At 59.6% G+C, this 19,159-nt stretch carries 21 protein-coding genes; 5 read left to right on the top strand and 16 right to left on the bottom strand.

What is annotated here, in order from left to right:
* Window positions 1–2: 2 nt before the first annotated feature.
* Window positions 3–1,301, top strand: a complete 1,299-nt coding sequence (gene ptsJ / locus R0140_RS06645; RefSeq protein ID WP_016161615.1) for a MocR-like B6 salvage transcription factor PtsJ — start codon at window positions 3–5, stop codon at window positions 1,299–1,301.
* Between the two features lie 181 nt (window positions 1,302–1,482).
* Entirely contained in the window at window positions 1,483–1,878 is a 396-nt protein-coding gene (locus R0140_RS06640; protein ID WP_008803870.1) for a YybH family protein, read from the top strand.
* On the opposite strand, the gene cysM is transcribed toward R0140_RS06640, so the two are convergent.
* The 5 genes from cysM to cysP form a co-directional block, all read right to left on the bottom strand.
* Entirely contained in the window at window positions 1,875–2,786 is a 912-nt protein-coding gene (gene cysM / locus R0140_RS06635; protein ID WP_012540938.1) for a cysteine synthase CysM, read from the bottom strand. The genes R0140_RS06640 and cysM overlap by 4 nt on opposite strands.
* Window positions 2,787–2,904: 118 nt before the next feature.
* Window positions 2,905–3,999 (bottom strand): sulfate/thiosulfate ABC transporter ATP-binding protein CysA, encoded by a 1,095-nt coding sequence (gene cysA / locus R0140_RS06630; protein WP_012540937.1) that lies wholly within the window; start codon window positions 3,997–3,999, stop codon window positions 2,905–2,907.
* Window positions 3,989–4,864, bottom strand: coding sequence for a sulfate/thiosulfate ABC transporter permease CysW (cysW, locus tag R0140_RS06625; protein ID WP_008803867.1), 876 nt, complete (start codon window positions 4,862–4,864; stop codon window positions 3,989–3,991). Before cysW ends, cysA begins: the two co-directional genes overlap by 11 nt.
* Window positions 4,864–5,697 (bottom strand): sulfate/thiosulfate ABC transporter permease CysT, encoded by an 834-nt coding sequence (cysT, locus tag R0140_RS06620; protein ID WP_002913626.1) that lies wholly within the window; start codon window positions 5,695–5,697, stop codon window positions 4,864–4,866. Before cysT ends, cysW begins: the two co-directional genes overlap by 1 nt.
* The gene (gene cysP / locus R0140_RS06615) at window positions 5,697–6,713 is read right to left on the bottom strand and encodes a thiosulfate/sulfate ABC transporter substrate-binding protein CysP (RefSeq protein ID WP_012540935.1); all 1,017 of its coding nucleotides are present in this window, start codon (window positions 6,711–6,713) and stop codon (window positions 5,697–5,699) included. The genes cysT and cysP overlap by 1 nt, the downstream gene beginning before the upstream one ends.
* Before the next feature lie 200 nt (window positions 6,714–6,913).
* Between cysP and R0140_RS06610 the strand changes: the two genes are divergently transcribed.
* Entirely contained in the window at window positions 6,914–7,276 is a 363-nt protein-coding gene (locus tag R0140_RS06610; protein WP_071787359.1) for an endonuclease domain-containing protein, read from the top strand.
* A 96-nt stretch (window positions 7,277–7,372) separates the two neighbouring features.
* Here R0140_RS06610 and R0140_RS06605 read toward each other — a convergent pair whose 3' ends face one another.
* The 4 genes from R0140_RS06605 to R0140_RS06590 form a co-directional block, all read right to left on the bottom strand.
* Entirely contained in the window at window positions 7,373–8,272 is a 900-nt protein-coding gene (locus tag R0140_RS06605) for a Dyp-type peroxidase (RefSeq protein WP_008803864.1), read from the bottom strand.
* Window positions 8,273–8,366: 94 nt separating this feature from the next.
* A complete protein-coding gene (locus R0140_RS06600) occupies window positions 8,367–8,942 on the bottom strand; it encodes an RpoE-regulated lipoprotein (RefSeq protein WP_008803863.1) in 576 nt (191 codons plus the stop codon).
* Window positions 8,943–9,003: 61 nt separating this feature from the next.
* A complete protein-coding gene (locus R0140_RS06595; protein WP_008803862.1) occupies window positions 9,004–9,453 on the bottom strand; it encodes a DUF2919 domain-containing protein in 450 nt (149 codons plus the stop codon).
* Window positions 9,440–9,865 carry a GNAT family acetyltransferase gene (locus R0140_RS06590; RefSeq protein WP_002913637.1) on the bottom strand — a complete coding sequence of 142 codons (426 nt, stop codon included), beginning with the start codon at window positions 9,863–9,865 and terminating at the stop codon, window positions 9,440–9,442. The genes R0140_RS06595 and R0140_RS06590 overlap by 14 nt, the downstream gene beginning before the upstream one ends.
* Window positions 9,866–10,076: 211 nt before the next feature.
* Between R0140_RS06590 and amiA the strand changes: the two genes are divergently transcribed.
* Both amiA and hemF read left to right on the top strand, forming a co-directional pair.
* Window positions 10,077–10,949 (top strand): N-acetylmuramoyl-L-alanine amidase AmiA, encoded by an 873-nt coding sequence (amiA, locus tag R0140_RS06585; RefSeq protein ID WP_008803861.1) that lies wholly within the window; start codon window positions 10,077–10,079, stop codon window positions 10,947–10,949.
* On the top strand, window positions 10,949–11,848 hold the full coding sequence (hemF, locus tag R0140_RS06580) for an oxygen-dependent coproporphyrinogen oxidase (protein WP_023298048.1): 900 nt from the start codon (window positions 10,949–10,951) through the stop codon (window positions 11,846–11,848). Before amiA ends, hemF begins: the two co-directional genes overlap by 1 nt.
* A 43-nt stretch (window positions 11,849–11,891) precedes the next feature.
* Here the strand turns inward: hemF and eutR are convergent, their stop codons facing one another.
* From eutR to eutH, 7 genes are read right to left on the bottom strand one after another with little or no spacing between them, the layout of a single operon-like run.
* Window positions 11,892–12,944, bottom strand: a complete 1,053-nt coding sequence (gene eutR, locus R0140_RS06575) for an HTH-type transcriptional regulator EutR (RefSeq protein WP_023298049.1) — start codon at window positions 12,942–12,944, stop codon at window positions 11,892–11,894.
* Window positions 12,945–12,989: 45 nt separating this feature from the next.
* Complete coding sequence (eutK, locus tag R0140_RS06570) at window positions 12,990–13,475, bottom strand: ethanolamine utilization microcompartment protein EutK (protein ID WP_023298050.1); 486 nt, start codon at window positions 13,473–13,475, stop codon at window positions 12,990–12,992.
* An 11-nt stretch (window positions 13,476–13,486) separates the two neighbouring features.
* Window positions 13,487–14,146 carry an ethanolamine utilization microcompartment protein EutL gene (gene eutL, locus R0140_RS06565; RefSeq protein WP_008803857.1) on the bottom strand — a complete coding sequence of 220 codons (660 nt, stop codon included), beginning with the start codon at window positions 14,144–14,146 and terminating at the stop codon, window positions 13,487–13,489.
* Between the two features lie 9 nt (window positions 14,147–14,155).
* Window positions 14,156–15,058, bottom strand: coding sequence for an ethanolamine ammonia-lyase subunit EutC (gene eutC, locus R0140_RS06560; protein ID WP_012967471.1), 903 nt, complete (start codon window positions 15,056–15,058; stop codon window positions 14,156–14,158).
* A 20-nt stretch (window positions 15,059–15,078) separates the two neighbouring features.
* On the bottom strand, window positions 15,079–16,440 hold the full coding sequence (gene eutB / locus R0140_RS06555) for an ethanolamine ammonia-lyase subunit alpha (RefSeq protein WP_032740214.1): 1,362 nt from the start codon (window positions 16,438–16,440) through the stop codon (window positions 15,079–15,081).
* 11 nt (window positions 16,441–16,451) lie between these two features.
* Complete coding sequence (eutA, locus tag R0140_RS06550; RefSeq protein WP_023298051.1) at window positions 16,452–17,855, bottom strand: ethanolamine ammonia-lyase reactivating factor EutA; 1,404 nt, start codon at window positions 17,853–17,855, stop codon at window positions 16,452–16,454.
* Window positions 17,852–19,084, bottom strand: a complete 1,233-nt coding sequence (gene eutH, locus R0140_RS06545) for an ethanolamine utilization protein EutH (protein ID WP_008803853.1) — start codon at window positions 19,082–19,084, stop codon at window positions 17,852–17,854. Before eutH ends, eutA begins: the two co-directional genes overlap by 4 nt.
* Between the last annotated feature and the right edge of the window lie 75 nt (window positions 19,085–19,159).

Here is a 19,159-nt window from a genome sequence, read left to right as displayed (position 1 = left end):
TAATGTTTACCGGAAAAACCGCCAGCGATATCTTCGATCATATCCGCCATCTGGTGCAGAGCGGTGGGTTGCGGCCCGGAGAGGTTCTGCCACCGGTACGCGAGCTCGCCAGCCAGCTGGAGGTGAATCGCAATACCGTCGCCGCCGCCTATAAACGGCTGGTCACCTCCGGGCTGGCCGTCAGCCAGGGACGAAACGGCACGGCCATTAAAGCACGGGATCCGCTGCCGGCGCTGGAGGGCGGTGACCCAACGACGCCGCTGAACGATATCTCCAGCGGCAATCCGGACCCCGCCAGACTGCCTGAATTAACCCGTTATCTGGGCCAGCTTGCCCGCACACCACGCCTGTATGGCGATGCTCCCATCGAGCCGCGGCTTGGTCAATGGGCCGAGGCGTGGTTTGCCAAAGAGATAGCGGTTCCCTTTGCGGTGAATCTCGCCAGCGGAGCGATTGACGCCCTGGAGCGTCTGCTGAGCGCTCTGCTGCTGCCCGGCGACGGCGTTGTGGTGGAAGATCCCTGTTTTCTCAGCAGCATCAATATGGTGCGTTACGCCGGCTTTACCCCCTGCCCGGTAGCGGTTGATGCCGAGGGGATGGATCCTGACGGCCTGGAGGAGGCGTTACGCAACGGCGCACGGGCGGTGATCTTAACCCCGCGCGCGCATAATCCTACCGGCTGTAGCCTGACGGAAACCCGGGCGCATGCCCTGCGGGAGGTGCTGGCCCGCTATCCGCAGGTACTGGCGATTGTTGATGACCATTTTGCCCTGCTGTCGGCCACGCCATGGCACTCCCCTCTTCCTGCAAGCACGCAACGCTGGGCGCTTGTGCGCTCAATGTCAAAAACCCTCGGGCCAGACCTGCGGCTGGCCTTTATCGCCAGCGATGCCGATACCTCAGCGGCGCTGCGCCTGCGGCTTAACGCCGGCAGCCAGTGGGTCAGCCATCTGCTGCAGGACCTGACGCTGGCCTGTCTGACCGATGAGGCGTTTATCGCCTCGATGACGGAGACCCGTCGTCATTATCGCCAGCAGAATGAGAAACTGGCGGCGGCGCTGGCCCGGCACGGCCACAGCCATGCTACGCCTGGCGATGGCCTTAATTTCTGGCTGCCGCTGCCAGCGGCGAGCCAGCCCTACGCCTTACGCCTGGCCCGCGCCGGCTGGCTGGTCCGGGAGGGGGAAATATTTGGTGTCCGAACACCTGCGCACGGGCTGCGCCTGTCGCTGGGCCGTCTGAGTGACGCTGAGATTTCCCGCCTGGCGGCTGATATTGCGCTGGTCTTAAACCAACCCTGATGCAGGCCGTATCATTCGGCATGTTGAAGCATCTGCCGCACAGGTGAGTGATGGCAGCTGCCGATAAATTAATGAAAAAGCAAACGAAAGCAGGCACAGTCTTACCTGCATACCCTGCTCGCCCGGACGAATAAAACAGTCCCGGTGGCGGACAAATCGCTCACAAGAAGGAGCACCAGAGATGCATCACACTGACCTGGCACTGAAGGCGGTCATTGAAGCCTGCGACCGCGCTATCTCACAGGAAGATTACGATACCCTGATGGCCTATTACGCAGAAGACGCCGCGCTGGTCGTCAAACCGGGCATGGTGGTCAGAGGGAAAGAGAATATCCGCAAAGCCTTTATCGCCATTGCCGACTATTTCCAGCACCGACTGGTGGTGACTCAGGGGAAAATGGAGGTTATTGAAGGCGGCGGCAATGCGCTGGTGATTATGGAGACCCGGCTGGATATCCCGACGGCGGACGGGATATCCCAGGTCACACGGCGCGCCACCTATGTCTTTCAGAAGCAGGGCGAGCGCTGGCTGTGTACGGTCGATAACTCCTACGGCACCGACCTGCTTGATGATTAAATGCCAGCCCCCTGGCTAAAATGTTCTTCGCCGAACACGCCGGTGGAAAGGTAACGATCGCCGCGATCGCAGACGATCGCCACCACCACCGCGCCAGGATTTTCACGGGCAATGCGTAACGCGCCCGCCACCGCGCCGCCGGAACTGACCCCGCAGAAAATGCCTTCCCGCACCGCCAGCTGACGCATGGTATTCTCGGCATCCTGCTGATGAATATCCAGCACCGCATCCACCAGCGAAGCGTTAAAGATCCCCGGCATATACTCTGCCGGCCAGCGACGGATCCCGGGAATACTGCTGCCCTCTTCCGGCTGCAGGCCGACAATGGCCACCGGTTTACTCTGTTCGCGCAAAAAGCGCGATACGCCGGTAATGGTGCCGGTGGTCCCCATGCTGGAGACAAAGTGGGTGATACGTCCCGCGGTCTGCTGCCAGATTTCCGGCCCGGTGGTAGTGTAGTGGGCGTAGGGGTTATCCGGGTTGTTAAACTGATCGAGCAGTTTGCCCTCTCCGCGCTGCGCCATCTCAAGGGCCAGGTCGCGGGCCCCCTCCATTCCCTGCTCTTTAGTGACCAGAATCAGCTCGGCGCCGTAGGCACGCATCGCCGCCCGGCGCTCCTGGCTCATGTTGTCAGGCATCAGCAGCTTCATATGATAGCCTTTCAGCGCGGCGATCATCGCCAGCGCAATACCGGTGTTACCGCTGGTCGCTTCGATCAGCACGTCGCCGGGCTGAATTTCGCCGCGCTTTTCCGCTTCGACGATCATTGACAGCGCGGCGCGGTCTTTTACCGAGCCGGCCGGATTATTGCCTTCGAGTTTGACCCAAACTTCGCTGCCGTTGTCAGGACCCAGACGCTGAAGCTTGACCAGAGGGGTATTGCCGATGGTGTGTTCGAGTGTATTCACGATTTTTACTCAATAAAAAAGCCGGGTTGCGCTTCGCTTACCCGGCCTACAAGACGCGTAAAAATTCCAGGCCCGGAAAGCGTAGCCTTACCGGGCGATAGACCTGCTCAATAAGCTATCAGGCCGACTCCGCCAGAGCAAGCTCGCCGCGCGGCTCGATACGCTCGGTACCGTTATACAGGCGCGCGTTTTGCAGGCCAACGAACAGCCGTTCGCCTCGGGACGGGGCCTCATCGCCTGCCAGCACCACGCTCAGCGGTTCGTCATACCACCCCAGAGGCTGAACGACTAATTGGGTGTAGTGCCCTTTCGGGCTGGCTTCCAGCACCTGCACCGGCAGCGGGGAATCCAGGCTGGTCCGGCGGCTGATGTCCACTTCCCACGGACGCAGGAACAGATCCACCGGCCCCTGGTATGTTGGGGTATAGCCTAACGGCCAGCGGTGCGCGCCAACGTGGAACTGTCCACCGCGGATAATGCCCTGCAGGCGGTTTACTTCGCCCATAAACTCCAGTACGAAACGGGTCGACGGTTCACGCCACACGCGCTCCGGGGCATCGGCTTGTTCGATGTTGCCCTGACTCATCACCACCACCCGGTCAGCAACTTCCAGCGCCTCTTCCTGATCGTGGGTGACGAACACGCTGGTAAATTTTAACTCTTCATGAAGCTGACGCAGCCAGCGGCGCAGCTCTTTACGCACCTGCGCATCCAGCGCGCCGAAGGGTTCATCCAGCAACAGAATTTGCGGCTCCACCGCCAGGGCGCGCGCCAGCGCCACACGCTGCTTCTGGCCGCCGGACAGCTGCGCCGGATAGCGATCCGCCAGATGAGCTAGCTGCACCATCTCCAGCAGTTTGGTCACCTTGGCTTTGATCGCCGCCGCATTGGGTCGTTCACGGCGCGGCAGCACGGTCAGGCCAAAGGCGATGTTATCGAACACCGTCATATGACGGAACAGCGCATAGTGCTGGAAGACGAAGCCCACTTTACGGTCGCGGGCGTGCATCCGGCTGACGTCGGTGCCGTGGAAACGGATATGACCGCTGGTCTGATGCTCCAGCCCGGCGATAATTCGCAGCAAGGTGGTTTTTCCGGAGCCCGAGGGCCCCAGCAGCGCAACCATTTGTCCGGAAGGGATATCCAGCGAGATATCATTCAGCACCTGGGTGCGACCAAACGATTTCTTAATATTGGCAATCTCAATGCTCATGATTTCCCTCCTGTTGCGCGCGTTCTTTCTGATTGGCCAGACGCCATTGCAACATACTCTTTAAAAACAGGGTCAGAATAGCCATTAACGTCAGCAGGGCCGCAGCGGTAAACGAGCCGACGGTATTGTAATCCTGCTCCAGTAGTTCAATTTGCAGCGGCAGCGACAGCGTTTCTCCACGAATCGAACCGGAGACTACCGACACTGCGCCAAATTCGCCGATGGCGCGGGCGTTGGTCAATACCACGCCGTACAGCAGCGCCCAGCGAATATTCGGCAACGTCACCCGGCGGAACATCTGCCAGCCGGAAGCGCCCAGCAGCACCGCGGCTTCATCTTCATGACTGCCCTGGCTCATCATCACCGGCACCAGCTCGCGCACCACAAACGGACAAGTGACAAAGATGGTCGCCAGCACCATGCCCGGCCAGGCGAACATGATCTGCAGGTTATGCGCATCAAGCCAACCGCCCAGCGGGCCGTTAGAGCCATAAAACAGCAGATACACCAGACCGGCCACCACCGGCGAGACGGCGAACGGGATATCCAGTAACGTCAGCAGCAGCTGGCGGCCGGGAAAAGTAAAACGTGTCACCAGCCAGGCCAGCAGCGTACCGAACACCAGGTTCACCGGTACGGTAATCAACGCAATCATCACTGTCAGCCAGATGGCATGCAGCATGTCCGGGTTGGCCAGGTTTTCCAGCACCGGCATCAGCCCTTTGCTGAAGGCCTGGATAAAGATATAGAGCATCGGCACGACGAGGATGAAGGCGGAGACCACCATCCCGACGCCAATCAGAAACCATTTCCCCCAGTTGATGCGGGGCGCGTCGTAGCGTTTCAATTGAGTAACTTCCGCCATTAGTGACCTACCACGCGTCGACCAAAGCGACTCTGCAGGGTATTGATGGAAAAGAGCAGCAGCAGTGAGGCGGCCAGGATCACCGAGGCGATCGCGCTCGCCGCCGGATAGTCAAACTCCTGCAGACGAATAAAGATCATCAGCGAGGTCACCTCTGTCTTCCACGCGATGTTGCCAGCGATAAAAATCACCGCGCCAAACTCGCCGAGGCTACGGGTAAACGACAGGGCAATGCCCGCCAGCAGCGCCGGCGACAGCTCCGGCAGCACCACTTTGCGGAAACTCTGCCAGCGCGTCGCCCCCAGCGTTTCCGCCGCTTCCTCATACTCGGGTCCCAGCTCCTCCAGCACCGGCTGCACGGTTCGTACCACGAACGGGATGCTGGTGAAGGCCATCGCCACGGCGATGCCGAGCCAGGTATAGGTCACTTTAATATCGAACTTCGCCAGCCATTCACCGTAAATTCCGTTAACCGAAAACAGCGAAGCCAGCGTCAGGCCGGCCACCGCCGTCGGCAGCGCAAACGGCAGATCCATTAAGGCATCCAGCAGCGTGCGGCCAGGAAAACGATAGCGAGTGAGGATCCAGGCCATCAGCAGACCAAAGACGCCGTTAAAAATCGAGGCCACAAACGCCGACAGCAGCGTCACCTTATAGGCCGCCACCACCTGCGGATTGGTGATCACATCCCAGTATTGCGCCCAGCTCATCTGCGCCAGCTGCATCACCAGCGCGCTGAGTGGTAATAACAAAATCAGACAGACAAACAGCAGGCTGGTGCCGAGGCTCAGGGTAAAGCCCGGCAGCACGCGCTTGGACGACACAGCAAACATTACTTACGCCCCGCCGCCAGCAGTTTGTCCAGTTCGCCGCCGCTGGCGAAGTGGGTTTTCATCACCTCAGGCCAGGAGCCAAACTTGTCCTCTACGCGGAACAGCTCGGTCTGCGGGAATTTATCCTTCAGGGCGTCCATCACTTTCGGGTTGTTTACCCGGTAGTAGTAGTCGGTAATGATGGTTTGCGCCTGCGGGCTGTAGAGCCAGTTCAGGTAGGCTTTCGCCGCCTTTTCCGTGCCATTGGCTTTGACGTTTTTATCCACCCATGCCACCGGGAACTCCGCCAGAATGTTGGTTTTCGGGATCACCACTTCAAATCCCTGCGCCTCATACTGCTTACGAATATTGTTCACTTCCGATTCGAAGCTAATCAGCACATCGCCCAGGCCGCGTTCAGCAAAAGTGGTGGTCGCCCCGCGTCCGCCGGTATCAAAGACTTCGACATTCTTCAGAAACTGGGTCATAAACTGTTCGGTTTTGGCTTTATCGCCGCCGTCGGCTTTATCCGCCGCGCCCCATGCCGCGAGGTAGGTGTATCGGGCGTTACCCGAGGTTTTCGGGTTCGGGAAAATCAGCTTGACGTCAGAGCGAACCAGATCGTTCCAGTCATGAATGTTTTTCGGGTTGCCTTTACGCACCAGGAAACCCATCGTCGAATAGAACGGTGAGCTGTTGTTCGGCAGACGGCTTTGCCAGTCGGCCGGGATCAGGTTGCCTTTATCATGCAGGATCTGCACGTCCGTCACCTGGTTGTAGGTGACCACGTCCGCCTTCAGGCCCTGCAAAATAGCCAGCGCCTGCTTGGATGAACCGGCATGCGACTGCTTGATGGTCAGCTTGTCCCCGCCATTGTCTTTCGCCCACTGCTGCTCAAAAGGCGGGTTAAGGGCGGCAAACAGCTCGCGGGAGACATCATAGGAGCTGTTCAGCAGCTCCGTCGCCTGCGCCTGCGCGGCCAGCAGCATGGAAGCCGCCAGCGCCAGATATCCTTTTTTCAGTGATTTAACGGCCATTGCGCACCCTTATCAACGTTGAACATTTTCTGATGATCATCATATTTATAACGGGTACGAAAGGAGTAACGGTTTTATATACCGTTTGGCGATTTGGAAGTCGAAAAGAGAATAAGCAACTGGCAAAGCTTTGCTGAAAGCGGCTCGCAGATTAGACGTGTCATTGTGACAAACGGCAGCCAGGCGTGCACTGTGTTTATATGAAAAACACACAGATATTTGCTCGTCAGCTCAGACGTAGCTTAACGCCAACAGAACGTCGACTATGGTACTTACTGCGCAACCGCCGTTTTGCTTGCTATAAGTTTCGCCGTCAGCATCCTGTTGGCCCCTATATTCTCGATTTCGCCTGCTGCGCAACACGGCTGGCGATTGAACTCGACGGCGGTCAACACGATGAGAGGCGCGTCTACGATGTTCGCCGCACCCGCTGGCTACAGAGCCAGGGATGGCGGGTTTTACGCTTCTGGAATAATGAGTTTGAAGAGTATGAGGATGCGGTGATGCAGAGAATACTTGAAGCGCTTGAGTCGCCGATGCCCTCACCCCGCCCCTCTCCCTGAGGGAGAGGGAGAAAGAGAGTCCGCACGCAGATTCCATAACCGCACCGAACGGTTCCCTCTCCCCCTTGGGGAGAGGGTTAGGGTGAGGGGAAAAAATTACAGCGCCTGAATACGCTCCAGGGATGGCGCGAAGTAATAGCCACCGGTCACCGGTTTAGTGAAGCGCAGCATCGCGTCGCGTTTGCCGTCGGTATCGCCGAACATGCTCAGCAGCTGCTGCTCGATGTTATACAGGCGCGCGCAGTAGGCGCAGAAATAGAGACCATGGGTGCCGCTGGCGGTGCCGTACGGCAGGCTCTGACGGACGATTTTCAGCCCTTTGCCATCTTCTTTTAAGTCCACGCGGCTCAGGTGCGACGTGACCGGACGCTCGTCGCCATCGATCTCTTCGTTGGCTTCTTTGGTACGGCCGATCATCATCTCCTGATCCGGTACGCTCATGCGGTTCAGCTGTTTGAGATTATGCTCCCAGCGCTGGACGAACACGTAGCTGCCGCCCGCGTCAACACCGTCTTTAATGACCGCCACTTCGCGGCGGGTTTCTTCCCCCGCCGGGTTTTCGGTGCCGTCGACGAAGCCGCTGAGATCACGCTCTTCCACCCAACGGAAACCGTGGATCTCTTCTTTCACGTCGATAGCATCGCCAAAGGCAGCCATCGCGGCCTGCGCCACCGAGAAGTTAACTTCATGGCGGGCGGATAAAATATGAATCAGCAGGTCATACTGGGTGGACGGCGCCAGCCCTTTGCCATAGACCGGAAAATCTTTTAACTCTTCCGCCCCTTCGCCGCCGCTCAGCTGACGCCAGACGTTATTGCCGAACGCCACCACCGCCCCGAGTTTAGCGTCGGGGAATTTAGCCTGGAAGGTGGCCACGTTATCGACAAAATTTTTGCTCGCTTCGCGCAGGGCGTTAACGTCCCCTTTGACATTGGCTTCAATCCAAATCGCCGCGCGGCAATGTTCCGGCAAAATGCCGCTCTGAACCTGAGACATCGCTCCTCCTGAAATGATGCAACTACAACGCTGTCGCGTTGCTAACGCGCCATTGTAACCGTTTTTCAGGGCCGTCGTGTCTCTTCAGATCAATTTAGCGACGCCAGATAATTTTGCTGACCTTCCAGTTTTTCAGCGTATCGTCGGAGGGCATCAGCTCGTCCGGGCCGCTCCAGTGGCCGGTAAAGGCATAGCTGATATGCTGGCTCCCCTCGGCCTGACACTCGACGACCGCGCCATTGTCATTGCTGCCTTTCTGGCAGTTGCCGAAGGCTTTGCTGTACAGGTCGCTAAACGGTGTGCCGATTTTCACGCCGCTGGCGGTTTTGATTTCGGCATCACGCACGTCAATCCGGCTGATGGTACCGTTGTCGCCATTGATGGTCAGCGCCACGCTGTTGTCTTTCAGCGCTTCAAAATAGTGGACGATATTGCCCTTATCGGTCTTCATCCCGCTGCGTAAACGGTAGTCGCTCCCCAGCGCATCGCTAATAGCCTGTTCGTTGAGCGGCGTGGAAGCCGTCAGTTTACCCACTCCCTGCTCGGTCACCTCGGTGGAAGCGCCAAACCAGTTCCACGGATAGGCCGCCGACCAGTTGACTGCGCTCATCGTGGAGCAGCCGGTCAGCGCCAGCGGAAGCGCACAGAGCATTAAACGTAGCGATTTCATATCACAATCCTTTCTGAGTCATTCAACGCATGTTGGAGTTCACGATCGGCAAAAAGTGCCCTTAAAAGGTGGTCTGGCGAAAACAGGCGCCCAGGCGACGGCTGGTTAACAGCCACCACAGGGCATAGCCATCCGCCACCAGCAGCCCGATAGTTAGCGAGGAGGGAGATTCGCCGCTCAGCCATAGCATCGGCTGCCACAGCAACAGCAGCAATTGCGATAGCACCAGCAGCCAGCGCATCGCCCGCCACGCGCGCGGCAGACGCTGACGGTAGCCGCTAAGCAGAAAGGCCAGCACCGCCGGCACGCCGGGGAGTAAACCGAGCCAGAAGCGGTCGTGATCGGGATAGAACAGATTAAGAATCGCGTCGCCCTGCTGGCGCGACGCGCCGGCCATCAAAAACAGCACCCACGTGCGGGCCTGCAACAACAGCACGCACCAGAAGAGCAAAGGCAGGCGCAGACGGCCATGGGCATCAAAATCGGCGGGGATAAACTCAGTATTCTTCATCTTCGATCAGGCGCTTGCCCAGGGTCAGGACATCGGCGTATTCATAGCCCAGCCGCTCGTACATTCCCTGCACCACGTCGTTGTCTTCACGGACCATAATGTTGATTTTCGGGCAGCCGCGGGCAATCAGCTTTTTCTCGAGCCGGTTGAGCAGCGCGTTCGCGATACCCCGGCCGCGATATTCCGGATGGACGCCGAGATAATAGGCCGATCCGCGATGACCGTCATATCCGCCCATCACCGTGCCGACCACTTCGCCATTCACTTCCGCCACCAGAAACAGGCTGACGTCATGATTCAGCTTGCGCTCAATATCCATCTCCGGATCGTTCCACGGGCGCAGCAGATCGCAGCGCTCCCACAGCGTCACAACCTCTTCGAAATCCTGCTGGCGAAAAACGCGAATCTCCATGGTATTCCCCACCATTGACGGTTAAAAACAGTGATTATGGCGCGAATATAACTGATAGCCAATATCAGGCGAAATCAGCGACAAAAAATGGCATAATATGACTTTGTCATGTATTGAAATGAAAAGTAAAACAATTCTTATTTTGAATGGTCGTAACGGCAAACGCGATACGATATAACATTGGACATCACTTGTTTACAATTCAGGCCGAATGAGCACTTTTAAACCCTTAAAAATACTTGCTTCGCGCCGTCAGGTGCTGAAAGCCGGGCTGGCTGCGATGACGCTGAGTGGCGTCGCCGCACAGGTCAGCGCAAAAGAGCAGCCACTGAAAACATCAAATGGACACAGCAAACCCGCCGCTAAAAAGGCCGGCGCCCGCCGCGTTGTGATGCTCGACCCGGGCCACGGCGGTATCGACACCGGGGCTATCGGCCATAACGGTTCGAAAGAGAAGCATGTAGTGCTGGCGATCGCTAAGAACGTGCGCAGCATTTTGCGCAGCAACGGCATCGACGCCCGCCTGACCCGCACCGGCGATACCTTTATCCCGCTGTACGACCGCGTGGAGATTGCCCATCAGCACGGCGCCGATCTGTTTATGTCGATCCATGCCGACGGCTTCACCAACCCGAGCGCCGCCGGCGCCTCGGTGTTTGCGCTGTCAAACCGCGGCGCCAGTAGCGCCATGGCAAAATACCTCTCCGACCGCGAAAACCGCGCCGATGAAGTTGCCGGTAAGAAAGCGACCGATAAAGATCATCTGCTGCAGCAGGTGCTGTTCGATCTGGTGCAGACCGACACCATTAAAAACAGCCTGACGCTGGGCTCGCATATCCTGAAAAAGATCAAACCGGTGCATAAGCTGCACAGCCGCAATACCGAGCAGGCGGCGTTCGTGGTGCTGAAGTCGCCGTCCATTCCGTCCGTGCTGGTGGAAACCTCGTTTATCACCAACCCGAACGAGGAGAAACTGCTCGGCACCACCGCTTTCCGGCAGAAAATCGCCACCGCGATTGCCAACGGCATTATCAGCTATTTCCACTGGTTCGATAACCAGAAAGCCCATTCGAAGAGACGTTAATGAAACCCGATGCCGCGCAGGTTAAAACTTTTCTGCTCCAGCTCCAGGACAACCTTTGCCAGCAGCTGAGCGCTGTCGATGGCGCACCGTTTATTGAAGACGCCTGGCAGCGGGAAGGCGGTGGCGGCGGGCGCAGCCGGGTGTTGCGCGACGGCAACGTGTTCGAACAGGCCGGGGTTAACTTTTCTCACGTCCATGGCGATGCGATGCCCGCCTCGGCAACGGCCCATCGCCCGGAGCTGGCCGGACGCAGCTTTGAAGCCATGGGCGTCTCGCTGGTGGTTCATCCGCTTAACCCCTATGTGCCCACCAGCCATGCCAACGTGCGGTTCTTTATTGCCGAAAAGCCTGGCGCCGACCCGGTGTGGTGGTTCGGCGGCGGCTTCGATTTAACCCCTTACTACGGCTTTGAAGAGGATGCCGTCCACTGGCATCGTACCGCCCGCGATCTGTGTCTGCCGTTCGGCGAAGCCGTCTATCCGCGCTATAAAAAATGGTGCGATGATTACTTCTATCTCAAGCACCGCCAGGAGCAGCGCGGTATCGGCGGTCTGTTCTTTGACGACCTGAATACCCCGGATTTTGACCACTGCTTCGCCTTTATGCAAGCGGTCGGGAACGGCTATGCTGACGCCTATTTACCCATCGTCGAACGCCGAAAAGCCACGCCGTACGGCGAGCGCGAGCGCCACTTTCAGCTCTATCGCCGCGGCCGCTACGTCGAGTTCAATCTGGTCTGGGACCGCGGCACCCTGTTCGGCCTGCAGACCGGCGGGCGTACGGAGTCGATTCTGATGTCGATGCCGCCGCTGGTGCGCTGGGAATATGATTATCAGCCCGAGCCCGGCAGTCCCGAGGCGGCGCTGAGCGAGTTTATTCAGGTGCGCGACTGGCTGTAACGGCCGGATGGCGGCTGGCCACCCGGCAGCGGCGTCGCTTCGCTCACACCCACTGGCGCAGGCGATGGTGCAGCGTCATCGACGGTTTCTCAGCAAACAGCTGCTGATAGTCGGTGGCGAACTGCCCCAGATGCCAGAATCCCCACTGCATGGCCGCCTCCTTGACCGTCTCCCGCTCTGACCAGGGACTTATCAGCTCCCGGCGTACGGCGTTCAGACGGATCCGTTTGAGCCAGGCGTTGGGGCCAATCCCCAGAATCGCATGGAAGGCGTTTTGCAGGGTGCGACGGCTGACGTACAGCTGCTGGCACAGGTCGAGAACGGTTAGCGGCTCCGCGCTGTTTTCCAGCACATATTCGCGGGCCTGCGCCAGCAGGCGGCGGTAGCTCTGGTGGCTGATACTCTCCGCGCTCACCATCGGCTGCGCCTCTTCCAGCATCGTCCCCATCGCCAGCAACAGATTATCCCGCAGCACCTTGCGCACCGCAGGCTGATGAAGGGTATCCGGATGCTCGCTGAAGGTGGCCAGCGCCTGCTGCACAAACCCCCACAGCGCGGCCTTATGCGGCTCCCGAACTGCCAGCGCTGACTGGTTGCGTAGCATATGCAGCACTCGCTCCGGGTGGTGCAGGAAACTGGCATGGCGAGAAATCACCTCCTGGGAAATGACTACTCCGAGGATGGTGTAATCATCCGGCGTGCTGAGCTCGAACTCCGTACCGCCGGGACGGGTGGCGATTTCTGCCCGGCCCAGGCACTGCGAACCAATAAACCCCTGCTCTCCCCGCGCCGCCGGAATACCAAACCAAAAGGAGTTCGGCCAGACCACGCAGGACTGGCGCAGCGCCAGCCCGGTAAATTCGCGAAAGACCTGGATCTCATCGAGCAGAATTTCGGTAAACTCGCCGCGAAACTGCCCCGGATGCAGCTGATCGTAAATCTGTTGCCAGGCGGTAATGGTCAGGGCGTGCTCATATACATCGGTTGTGTGTCGTTGATGAATATTGTCAATTTCAACCTGGGGCGTCAGCCTGGTGTCTTCCGGCAACGCCTCGCAACAGAGATGGTGCAAATTTGCAGAACGACGCTTTTTCATAATCGTTAAAGCCGGGGGCAAGCCGCTCCCGGCACCTCCGACAGGTTATGGATTTTTGAGACGATAGCGGCTACTGCGTTTGCGTAGCGTCCCTGCGGAAAAGAGCTGATCCAGCGCCTGGCGGGCCTTATCCAGCGGCCAGGCAAAATGCGCGGCGACCTCGCCGGCCGTCATGCCCTGACGAACTGATGCCAGCAGCGTCAGTAACGCTTCCGATGACGCCGGGTCAGCAGGCGGCAGGGGCGCTGGCGGCGGTGGCTGAAAGCCGCCGATCAGCCACTGGGTATCCTCTTCCGGACGGCCGATTTCCCGACGGCTGATCACGCAGCCGGTCCGCCGGGCGGCGGCGGCCCCGGCGTCCAGCGCAGCGCGGCAGGCCGCCAGATCCCCCTCCACCACCAGCGTCAATCTGCCGGGGTCGAGCACTTCATGACTGAGCAGGCGCACATTGGCCGCCTTGAGCATGGCATCCGCGGCGTCTACAGCGGCGACCATGCCCTCCACTTCCAGCAATCCCAGCGCATTGATCATCGCTCCCTCCGTTACGCACGCTGAACAGGATGACGGGCAATATCGAGAACGGCATCGGTAAAGGCGTTGCAGGCGGCTTTACAGGCGGCCTGACTTCCCGTCAAAAAGGCGGCCGAATAGTTGGTTTCCGACGGCGGCGGGACGTAGGTCACCAGCTGAACGTCGGCAGACTTCATCGCCGCATCGATGCCGTACGTCGCCTCCAGCGGCGGCGCCACCAGATAAGCGATCGGATCGCCCAACGCGATGCCAGCGGTGGATGAAAGATAAGAGCCGGTACGCGACACCACGTGCGCCAGAAACGCGGTATCTTGCGCGTCGTTAGCCCACTGGAACGCCGCCCCGCTTTCAATATGCGCCATCATGGCATCCAGCCCGGCGCGAACTTCCGCCGGGTTCGGGCCGCCGAGCATAATCAGCACTTCACCGGCGGTGGGCGACGGGCCGTGAGCTGCTCCGGCATACAGGGAGCGGCCATAGACCACCTCCACCATCGCCTGCTTTGTCGCTTCATCGGCGGCAATATACGTCACGTCATCAGAATCTGCCGTGATGAGTCCTAGGCTACGTATATGTGGCGGTAATTTAAGCTCCCGGGCAAAACCGTCATTCACCGAGGCAATGACGCGCATGGCAGTGACCGAGGGTCGAATCAAATCTAATGCGGGCATGATGCCTCCTTAACGGCTCATGTTGATGCCGGAAGCTTTCTGCTCCAGCATGCGTTTGGCTAAATCCACGATCACCGCGGCGGCTTCTACCGGCGGGGTGCCGCCCTGGTGGATATTGGAGATACAGGTCCGGTCGGCCTCGACGGTGGTCGCCACCCGCGGGGAGTACACCGCGTAGCAGGAGAGGCTCTCTGACTGGCCAAGTCCCGGGCGCTCGCCAACCAGCAGGATCACCACCTTCGCGCCGAGGATCTCGCCGATCTGATCTTCAATCTTGACGCGGCCATAGCGCACGAAGAACGGCGTCCCGACCTTCAGACCCGCCTGTTTCAGGCCGGCAAGCAGCGGCGGCAGGATCTCTTCGTAGTTGGCGGTGATGGCATCCGTCGACAGGCCATCGGACACCACCACCTGCACATCCGGATCCATCACGCACTGCGCCTTCAGCGCATCGATGGCCTCCGGACTGAGACGGCGTCCCAGATCGGGGCGCGTCAGGTAGCGATTTTTGTCGCTGATTTCCGAACGCACTTCCAGCAGCCCCTGCGCTTTCACCCACGCCTCCGGCACCTCTTTGAGCACCGTATCTTTCGAGCGCGAGTGATCCGCCAGGAAGCGCAGCAACGCGAGGGTGCGCGGACGCGGACCGGCGCGACCGGTGCAAACGCGCGCTGCGGTGCTGCGTTTCAGTTCGGTCAGCACTTCGGCGCGGTGCGGATGTTGTACGCCAATCCAGGCTTTCGCTTCCGCAGAGCCCAGATCCAGCGCGCAGCTTTCCACTGTTGCGTCGGTGGCGCACGCGGCAGCGTGGCAGGCCGGCGTCGTCGCTACGGGGGCCTCTGGCTGTGTCTGTGGCTGTCCCATTGACGCCATTACGCTGCGTACAATGTCTTCAATCTGTTTTTGATCCATGATGTGTCATCCCCGCGTCATCAGAAGAACAGTGACGGATCGCCCGCCCGTTTGGTCAGACGACCATTTGCCATAATGCCCATCCGTTCCAGCCAGCCTTCGAACTCCGGTGACGGACGCAGACCCAGCAGCTGGCGCACGGTCGCGGTATCGTGGAAGGCGGTAGTCTGGTAGTTGAGCATGATGTCGTCGCCGAGCGGCATGCCCATGATGTAGTTGCAGCCAGCGGTCGCCAGCAGGAACATCAGGTTTTCGTTGAGGTTCTGATCGGCATCGGCATGGTTGGTGTAGCAGCAGTCGCAGCCCATCGAGATGCCGCTCAGCTTGCCCATAAAGTGGTCTTCCAGCCCGGCGCGAATAATTTGTCGGTCGTTATAGAGGTACTCCGGCCCGATAAAGCCCACCACGGTGTTGACGAGGAACGGATCGTAGTGCCGCGCCAGGCCATAGTTACGCGCTTCCATCGTCACCTGGTCGGCGCCGAAGTTAGCGCCCGCGGAGAGCGCCGAGCCCTGCCCGGTTTCAAAGTAAAGACAGTTCTCCCCGGCGATGCGGTTAAACTCCGCTCCCACCGCCCGCGCTTCATCGAGCATCGCCAGTTCGACGCCGAACTCTTTTAGCCCTTTTTCGCTGCCGCAGATGCTCTGGAAGATAAGCCCCCCCGGCGCGCCGCGGCGGATAGCTTCGATCTGGGTGGTGACGTGCGCCAGCACGCAGCCCTGGGTCGGGATGGAAAACTTGTCGATCACCCCGTACACCGTATCCAGCACGCGACTCAGGTTCTCCACGTCGTCAGTGACCGGGTTGACGCCAATCACCGCGTCGCCCGCGCCGAAGGAGAGCCCTTCGTAGATTTGCGCGGCAATACTCTGCACGTCGTCGCGGGTATCGTTCGGCTGCAGGCGGCAGCTAAAGGTCCCCGGCAGACCGATGGTGGTATTGGCTTTTTTGATCACCGGCATTTTTTTGCCGCCATAGATCAGATCGGCGTTGGAGCAGATCTTGGCCACCGCCGCCACCACCTCGGAGGTCAGCCCTTTGCGGACAAAGGCGATATCGTCGCTGGTGACCTCGTCGTTGAGCACGTATTCGCGCAGGTCGCTGATGGTCCAGTGTTTGATCCGCTGATAGGCGGTTTCGTTCACGTCATCCTGGATCAGGCGCGTCACGCAATCCTCCTCATAGGGGATCACCGGGTTATTGCGGATATCGGCCACCGTCATATCGGAAAGCACCTGCTTGGCGGCCACGCGCTGCTGCGAACTCTCCGCTGCCACGCCCGCCAGCACATCCCCCGAACGCAGTTCGTTGGCTTTCGCCAGCACCTCTTTAACATCCTTAAACTGATAAACATTGCCGAACAATGTGGTCTTTAGTTTCATAAGTCGTTCCCTCAGGAAGGAAATGCGAGTGATTTCACCGTCACCGGCACAACCGATCCGCCAAAAAGAGGCGTACCAATGTCGATATAGTCCCCCGCCCGGACGCTCACCTCATCGATGACCGCCAGCGGAAGGTGTGGAAGCTGCGGCCGCAGCAGCATGCCCAGCGCTTTGCCAAAATCCTGCTCGGCCACCAGCAGCAGCGGACGCGGATTGGGAAAGCGGGCGACAAACGCCAGCAGGGCGTCAATTACGGTCAGTAAGGTGGCGTAGCGCACCGGAAGTGAAGCGGGAAGCGCCAGCACGTAAGCGTCCGCCTCGGGGGCCAGATCGAGCTGCGTCAGCGCCTGCCGCCAGGCGTTCGGCAGATCGGCGGCCTCCTGCGGGATAGCCACCGGCAGATTGCGCAGCGGCAGTTGAACCCTCTCCAGCCAGATGGTGCTCCCGGACAGGGACAGCGTATGCGCCCCGGCGCCAATCACCGTGGCGCGCACGGTTTGCGTCGGAAACTGCACGTTCATTTCACGCAGGCGCGGATGCTCGTGCAGGGCCGTGGCCAGCAGCGGCCCGATATCGGAAAAACAGAAAGGATCGGCGGGTTGATGGCGGTAGCACTCCCCCACTCCGCCGGAAAGAGTAATCACCTCCGGCTGAACACCCGCAGGCAGTACTTCGGTTTGCATCAGCCCCTGCGCCAGCGGTGAGAGCCTGCCGTCGATCACCTCAACGATCAGCCCCGCCATCCGGCGCGCCACCTGCGCCAGCTGACCCGCAGTCAACGATAAAGCATCGGTTCCCGGGCCGAATACCGCATCGACAATCCGCTGTCCTGGCGAGTGCGCGTGGACCACGCGCCCCTGAGCGTCGGTTTCCAGCAGGCGGCCGCCGACGTTGAGGCAGGCGGTGGCGCTGAGGTTACCGGCGTCAAACAGGGCATAGTTCGAGGTACCGCCGCCAATATCGATATTAAGCACCCGGCACATCCGCTGCCGGGACAAGGTCTGCGCCCCGGCGCCGTGTCCGGCAATGACCGACTCCAGGTGCGGCCCGGCGCTGGCGACGACAAAATCGCCCAGCGACTGCGAGAGCGCCATCACCGCCGGGCGGGCATTGCGGGTTTTCGCGCTTTCACCAGTGATGATGATCGCCCCGGAGTCCACCGCTTGCGGGGCAATCCCGGCGGCCCGGTACTGAGCCAGAATCAGCGCCTCAAGCTCGGCCTCTTTCAGTTCTCCCTGCTTATCAACCGGCGTAAAAAAGACCGGGCTTTGCCAGCTAATGTCGCGTTTGATGAATTCGTAGCGCGGCACCTGGGAGACCGCCGCGCGGTTCACCAGCTCGAGGCACGAGAAGATCACCTGCGTGGTGGTGGTGCCGATATCAATACCGACGCTCAACAGCTGGCGCGTGTTCACGAGTGCGCCTCCGCTTCGGTGTTGGCAGGCGCCGGTACGTTTTCATCTTTTGGCACCAGCAGCATCGCCACGCCAATCGCGGTAACGCCGCCGACCAGCTTGCCGACGATCATCGGGAAGATCATGGCGTTCATGTTGGCCGCCGCAAAACCGAGATGGTCGCCGAGGGCGAACGCCGCTGACACTGAGAAGGCGCAGTTGATCACTTTTCCACGGGTATCCATCTGCTTCATCATGCCGAACATCGGGATATTGTTCGCGAGGGTAGCGACCATGCCGCCGGCAGCCATATTGTTGATTTTGAGGAGATTACCGACACGCATCAGCGGCTTTTCAAACCAGCGGGTCAGCAGGAGCACCATCGGGTAAGCGCCGAGCAGCACGCAGGAAATAGAGCCAATGACTTCGATGGCGCGCATCACCTCGCCGGGCTGGTCACCAGGCGCCATAAAGATCGGGTCGAGTCCTGGGATCAGCTCCCAGCCGAGCAGGAACTTGATCACCGCCGCCGCCAGGCCGATGGTGATCAGCGCCACGAGGAATTTGGCGAAGATCTGGAAGCCGTTGATCATTTTTTCCGGAATGAACTTCAGCCCCAGCGCCACCAGCACGGCGACGATGATCACCGGGATCATATTCATCAGGATCAGCGCGAAGGTAAACGCTACCGGCTGGCCGTTGATCTCCACCCCGGAATACATCGCCACCAGACCGCCGGCGATACAGCCGATGGGAATAGTGACAATGCCCGCCAGCACGCCGAGCGCCAGCCAGCGGCGATCGGCAGGTTCGATAATGCCGAGCGCCACCGGAATGGAGAACACAATGGTCGGCCCCATCATGGAGCCGAGGATCAGGCCCGAGTACATCCAGGCCGCCACGTCGCCGCCCGCCAGCTCTTTGGCGAGGAAGAAACCGCCCATATCGCACGCCAGCAGCGTGCCGGCAAACATCGACGGGTTGGCGCCAAGCATCTCATACAGCGGGATAATCACCGGACCGAGCAGATGGGCCAGCACCGGCGCCAGGGCGGTCATCCCGACCATCGCCAGGCCCAGCGCGCCCATCGCCATAAACCCTTCTTCAAACTGACCGCCGGATCCCTCAATGCTTTTCCCCAGTTTGCCGAGAAAGCGCGCCGAGCCGCCGAACTGCGACAGGATCCTGTCCACGGCGGCAATCAGCATAAAGAACATCATGATGTACATGATGATTTCGTTAATTCCCATAGCCCTTACTCCCTGTCATTTATGATTGGTAGATACTGTGAATACCGGGACATTAGCCGCACTCGGGGAACTTTC

The organism is Klebsiella sp. w6 (genome assembly GCF_033100215.1).
Lineage (GTDB): Bacteria > Pseudomonadota > Gammaproteobacteria > Enterobacterales > Enterobacteriaceae > Klebsiella > Klebsiella variicola.
This window is presented reverse-complemented; position numbering and strand designations above follow the sequence as displayed.

Excerpts from the sequence above, each read along its gene's own strand:
- ptsJ (WP_016161615.1), top strand. The coding sequence starts at position 3 with ATGTTTACCGGAAAAACCGCCAGCGATATCTTCGATCATATCCGCCAT.
- R0140_RS06640 (WP_008803870.1), top strand. The coding sequence starts at position 1,483 with ATGCATCACACTGACCTGGCACTGAAGGCGGTCATTGAAGCCTGCGAC.
- cysA (WP_012540937.1), bottom strand. The coding sequence starts at position 3,999 with ATGAGCATTGAGATTGCCAATATTAAGAAATCGTTTGGTCGCACCCAG.
- cysW (WP_008803867.1), bottom strand. The coding sequence starts at position 4,864 with ATGGCGGAAGTTACTCAATTGAAACGCTACGACGCGCCCCGCATCAAC.
- cysT (WP_002913626.1), bottom strand. The coding sequence starts at position 5,697 with ATGTTTGCTGTGTCGTCCAAGCGCGTGCTGCCGGGCTTTACCCTGAGC.
- cysP (WP_012540935.1), bottom strand. The coding sequence starts at position 6,713 with ATGGCCGTTAAATCACTGAAAAAAGGATATCTGGCGCTGGCGGCTTCC.
- R0140_RS06610 (WP_071787359.1), top strand. The coding sequence starts at position 6,914 with ATGAAAAACACACAGATATTTGCTCGTCAGCTCAGACGTAGCTTAACG.
- R0140_RS06605 (WP_008803864.1), bottom strand. The coding sequence starts at position 8,272 with ATGTCTCAGGTTCAGAGCGGCATTTTGCCGGAACATTGCCGCGCGGCG.
- R0140_RS06600 (WP_008803863.1), bottom strand. The coding sequence starts at position 8,942 with ATGAAATCGCTACGTTTAATGCTCTGTGCGCTTCCGCTGGCGCTGACC.
- R0140_RS06595 (WP_008803862.1), bottom strand. The coding sequence starts at position 9,453 with ATGAAGAATACTGAGTTTATCCCCGCCGATTTTGATGCCCATGGCCGT.
- R0140_RS06590 (WP_002913637.1), bottom strand. The coding sequence starts at position 9,865 with ATGGAGATTCGCGTTTTTCGCCAGCAGGATTTCGAAGAGGTTGTGACG.
- amiA (WP_008803861.1), top strand. The coding sequence starts at position 10,077 with ATGAGCACTTTTAAACCCTTAAAAATACTTGCTTCGCGCCGTCAGGTG.
- hemF (WP_023298048.1), top strand. The coding sequence starts at position 10,949 with ATGAAACCCGATGCCGCGCAGGTTAAAACTTTTCTGCTCCAGCTCCAG.
- eutR (WP_023298049.1), bottom strand. The coding sequence starts at position 12,944 with ATGAAAAAGCGTCGTTCTGCAAATTTGCACCATCTCTGTTGCGAGGCG.
- eutK (WP_023298050.1), bottom strand. The coding sequence starts at position 13,475 with ATGATCAATGCGCTGGGATTGCTGGAAGTGGAGGGCATGGTCGCCGCT.
- eutL (WP_008803857.1), bottom strand. The coding sequence starts at position 14,146 with ATGCCCGCATTAGATTTGATTCGACCCTCGGTCACTGCCATGCGCGTC.
- eutC (WP_012967471.1), bottom strand. The coding sequence starts at position 15,058 with ATGGATCAAAAACAGATTGAAGACATTGTACGCAGCGTAATGGCGTCA.
- eutB (WP_032740214.1), bottom strand. The coding sequence starts at position 16,440 with ATGAAACTAAAGACCACATTGTTCGGCAATGTTTATCAGTTTAAGGAT.
- eutH (WP_008803853.1), bottom strand. The coding sequence starts at position 19,084 with ATGGGAATTAACGAAATCATCATGTACATCATGATGTTCTTTATGCTG.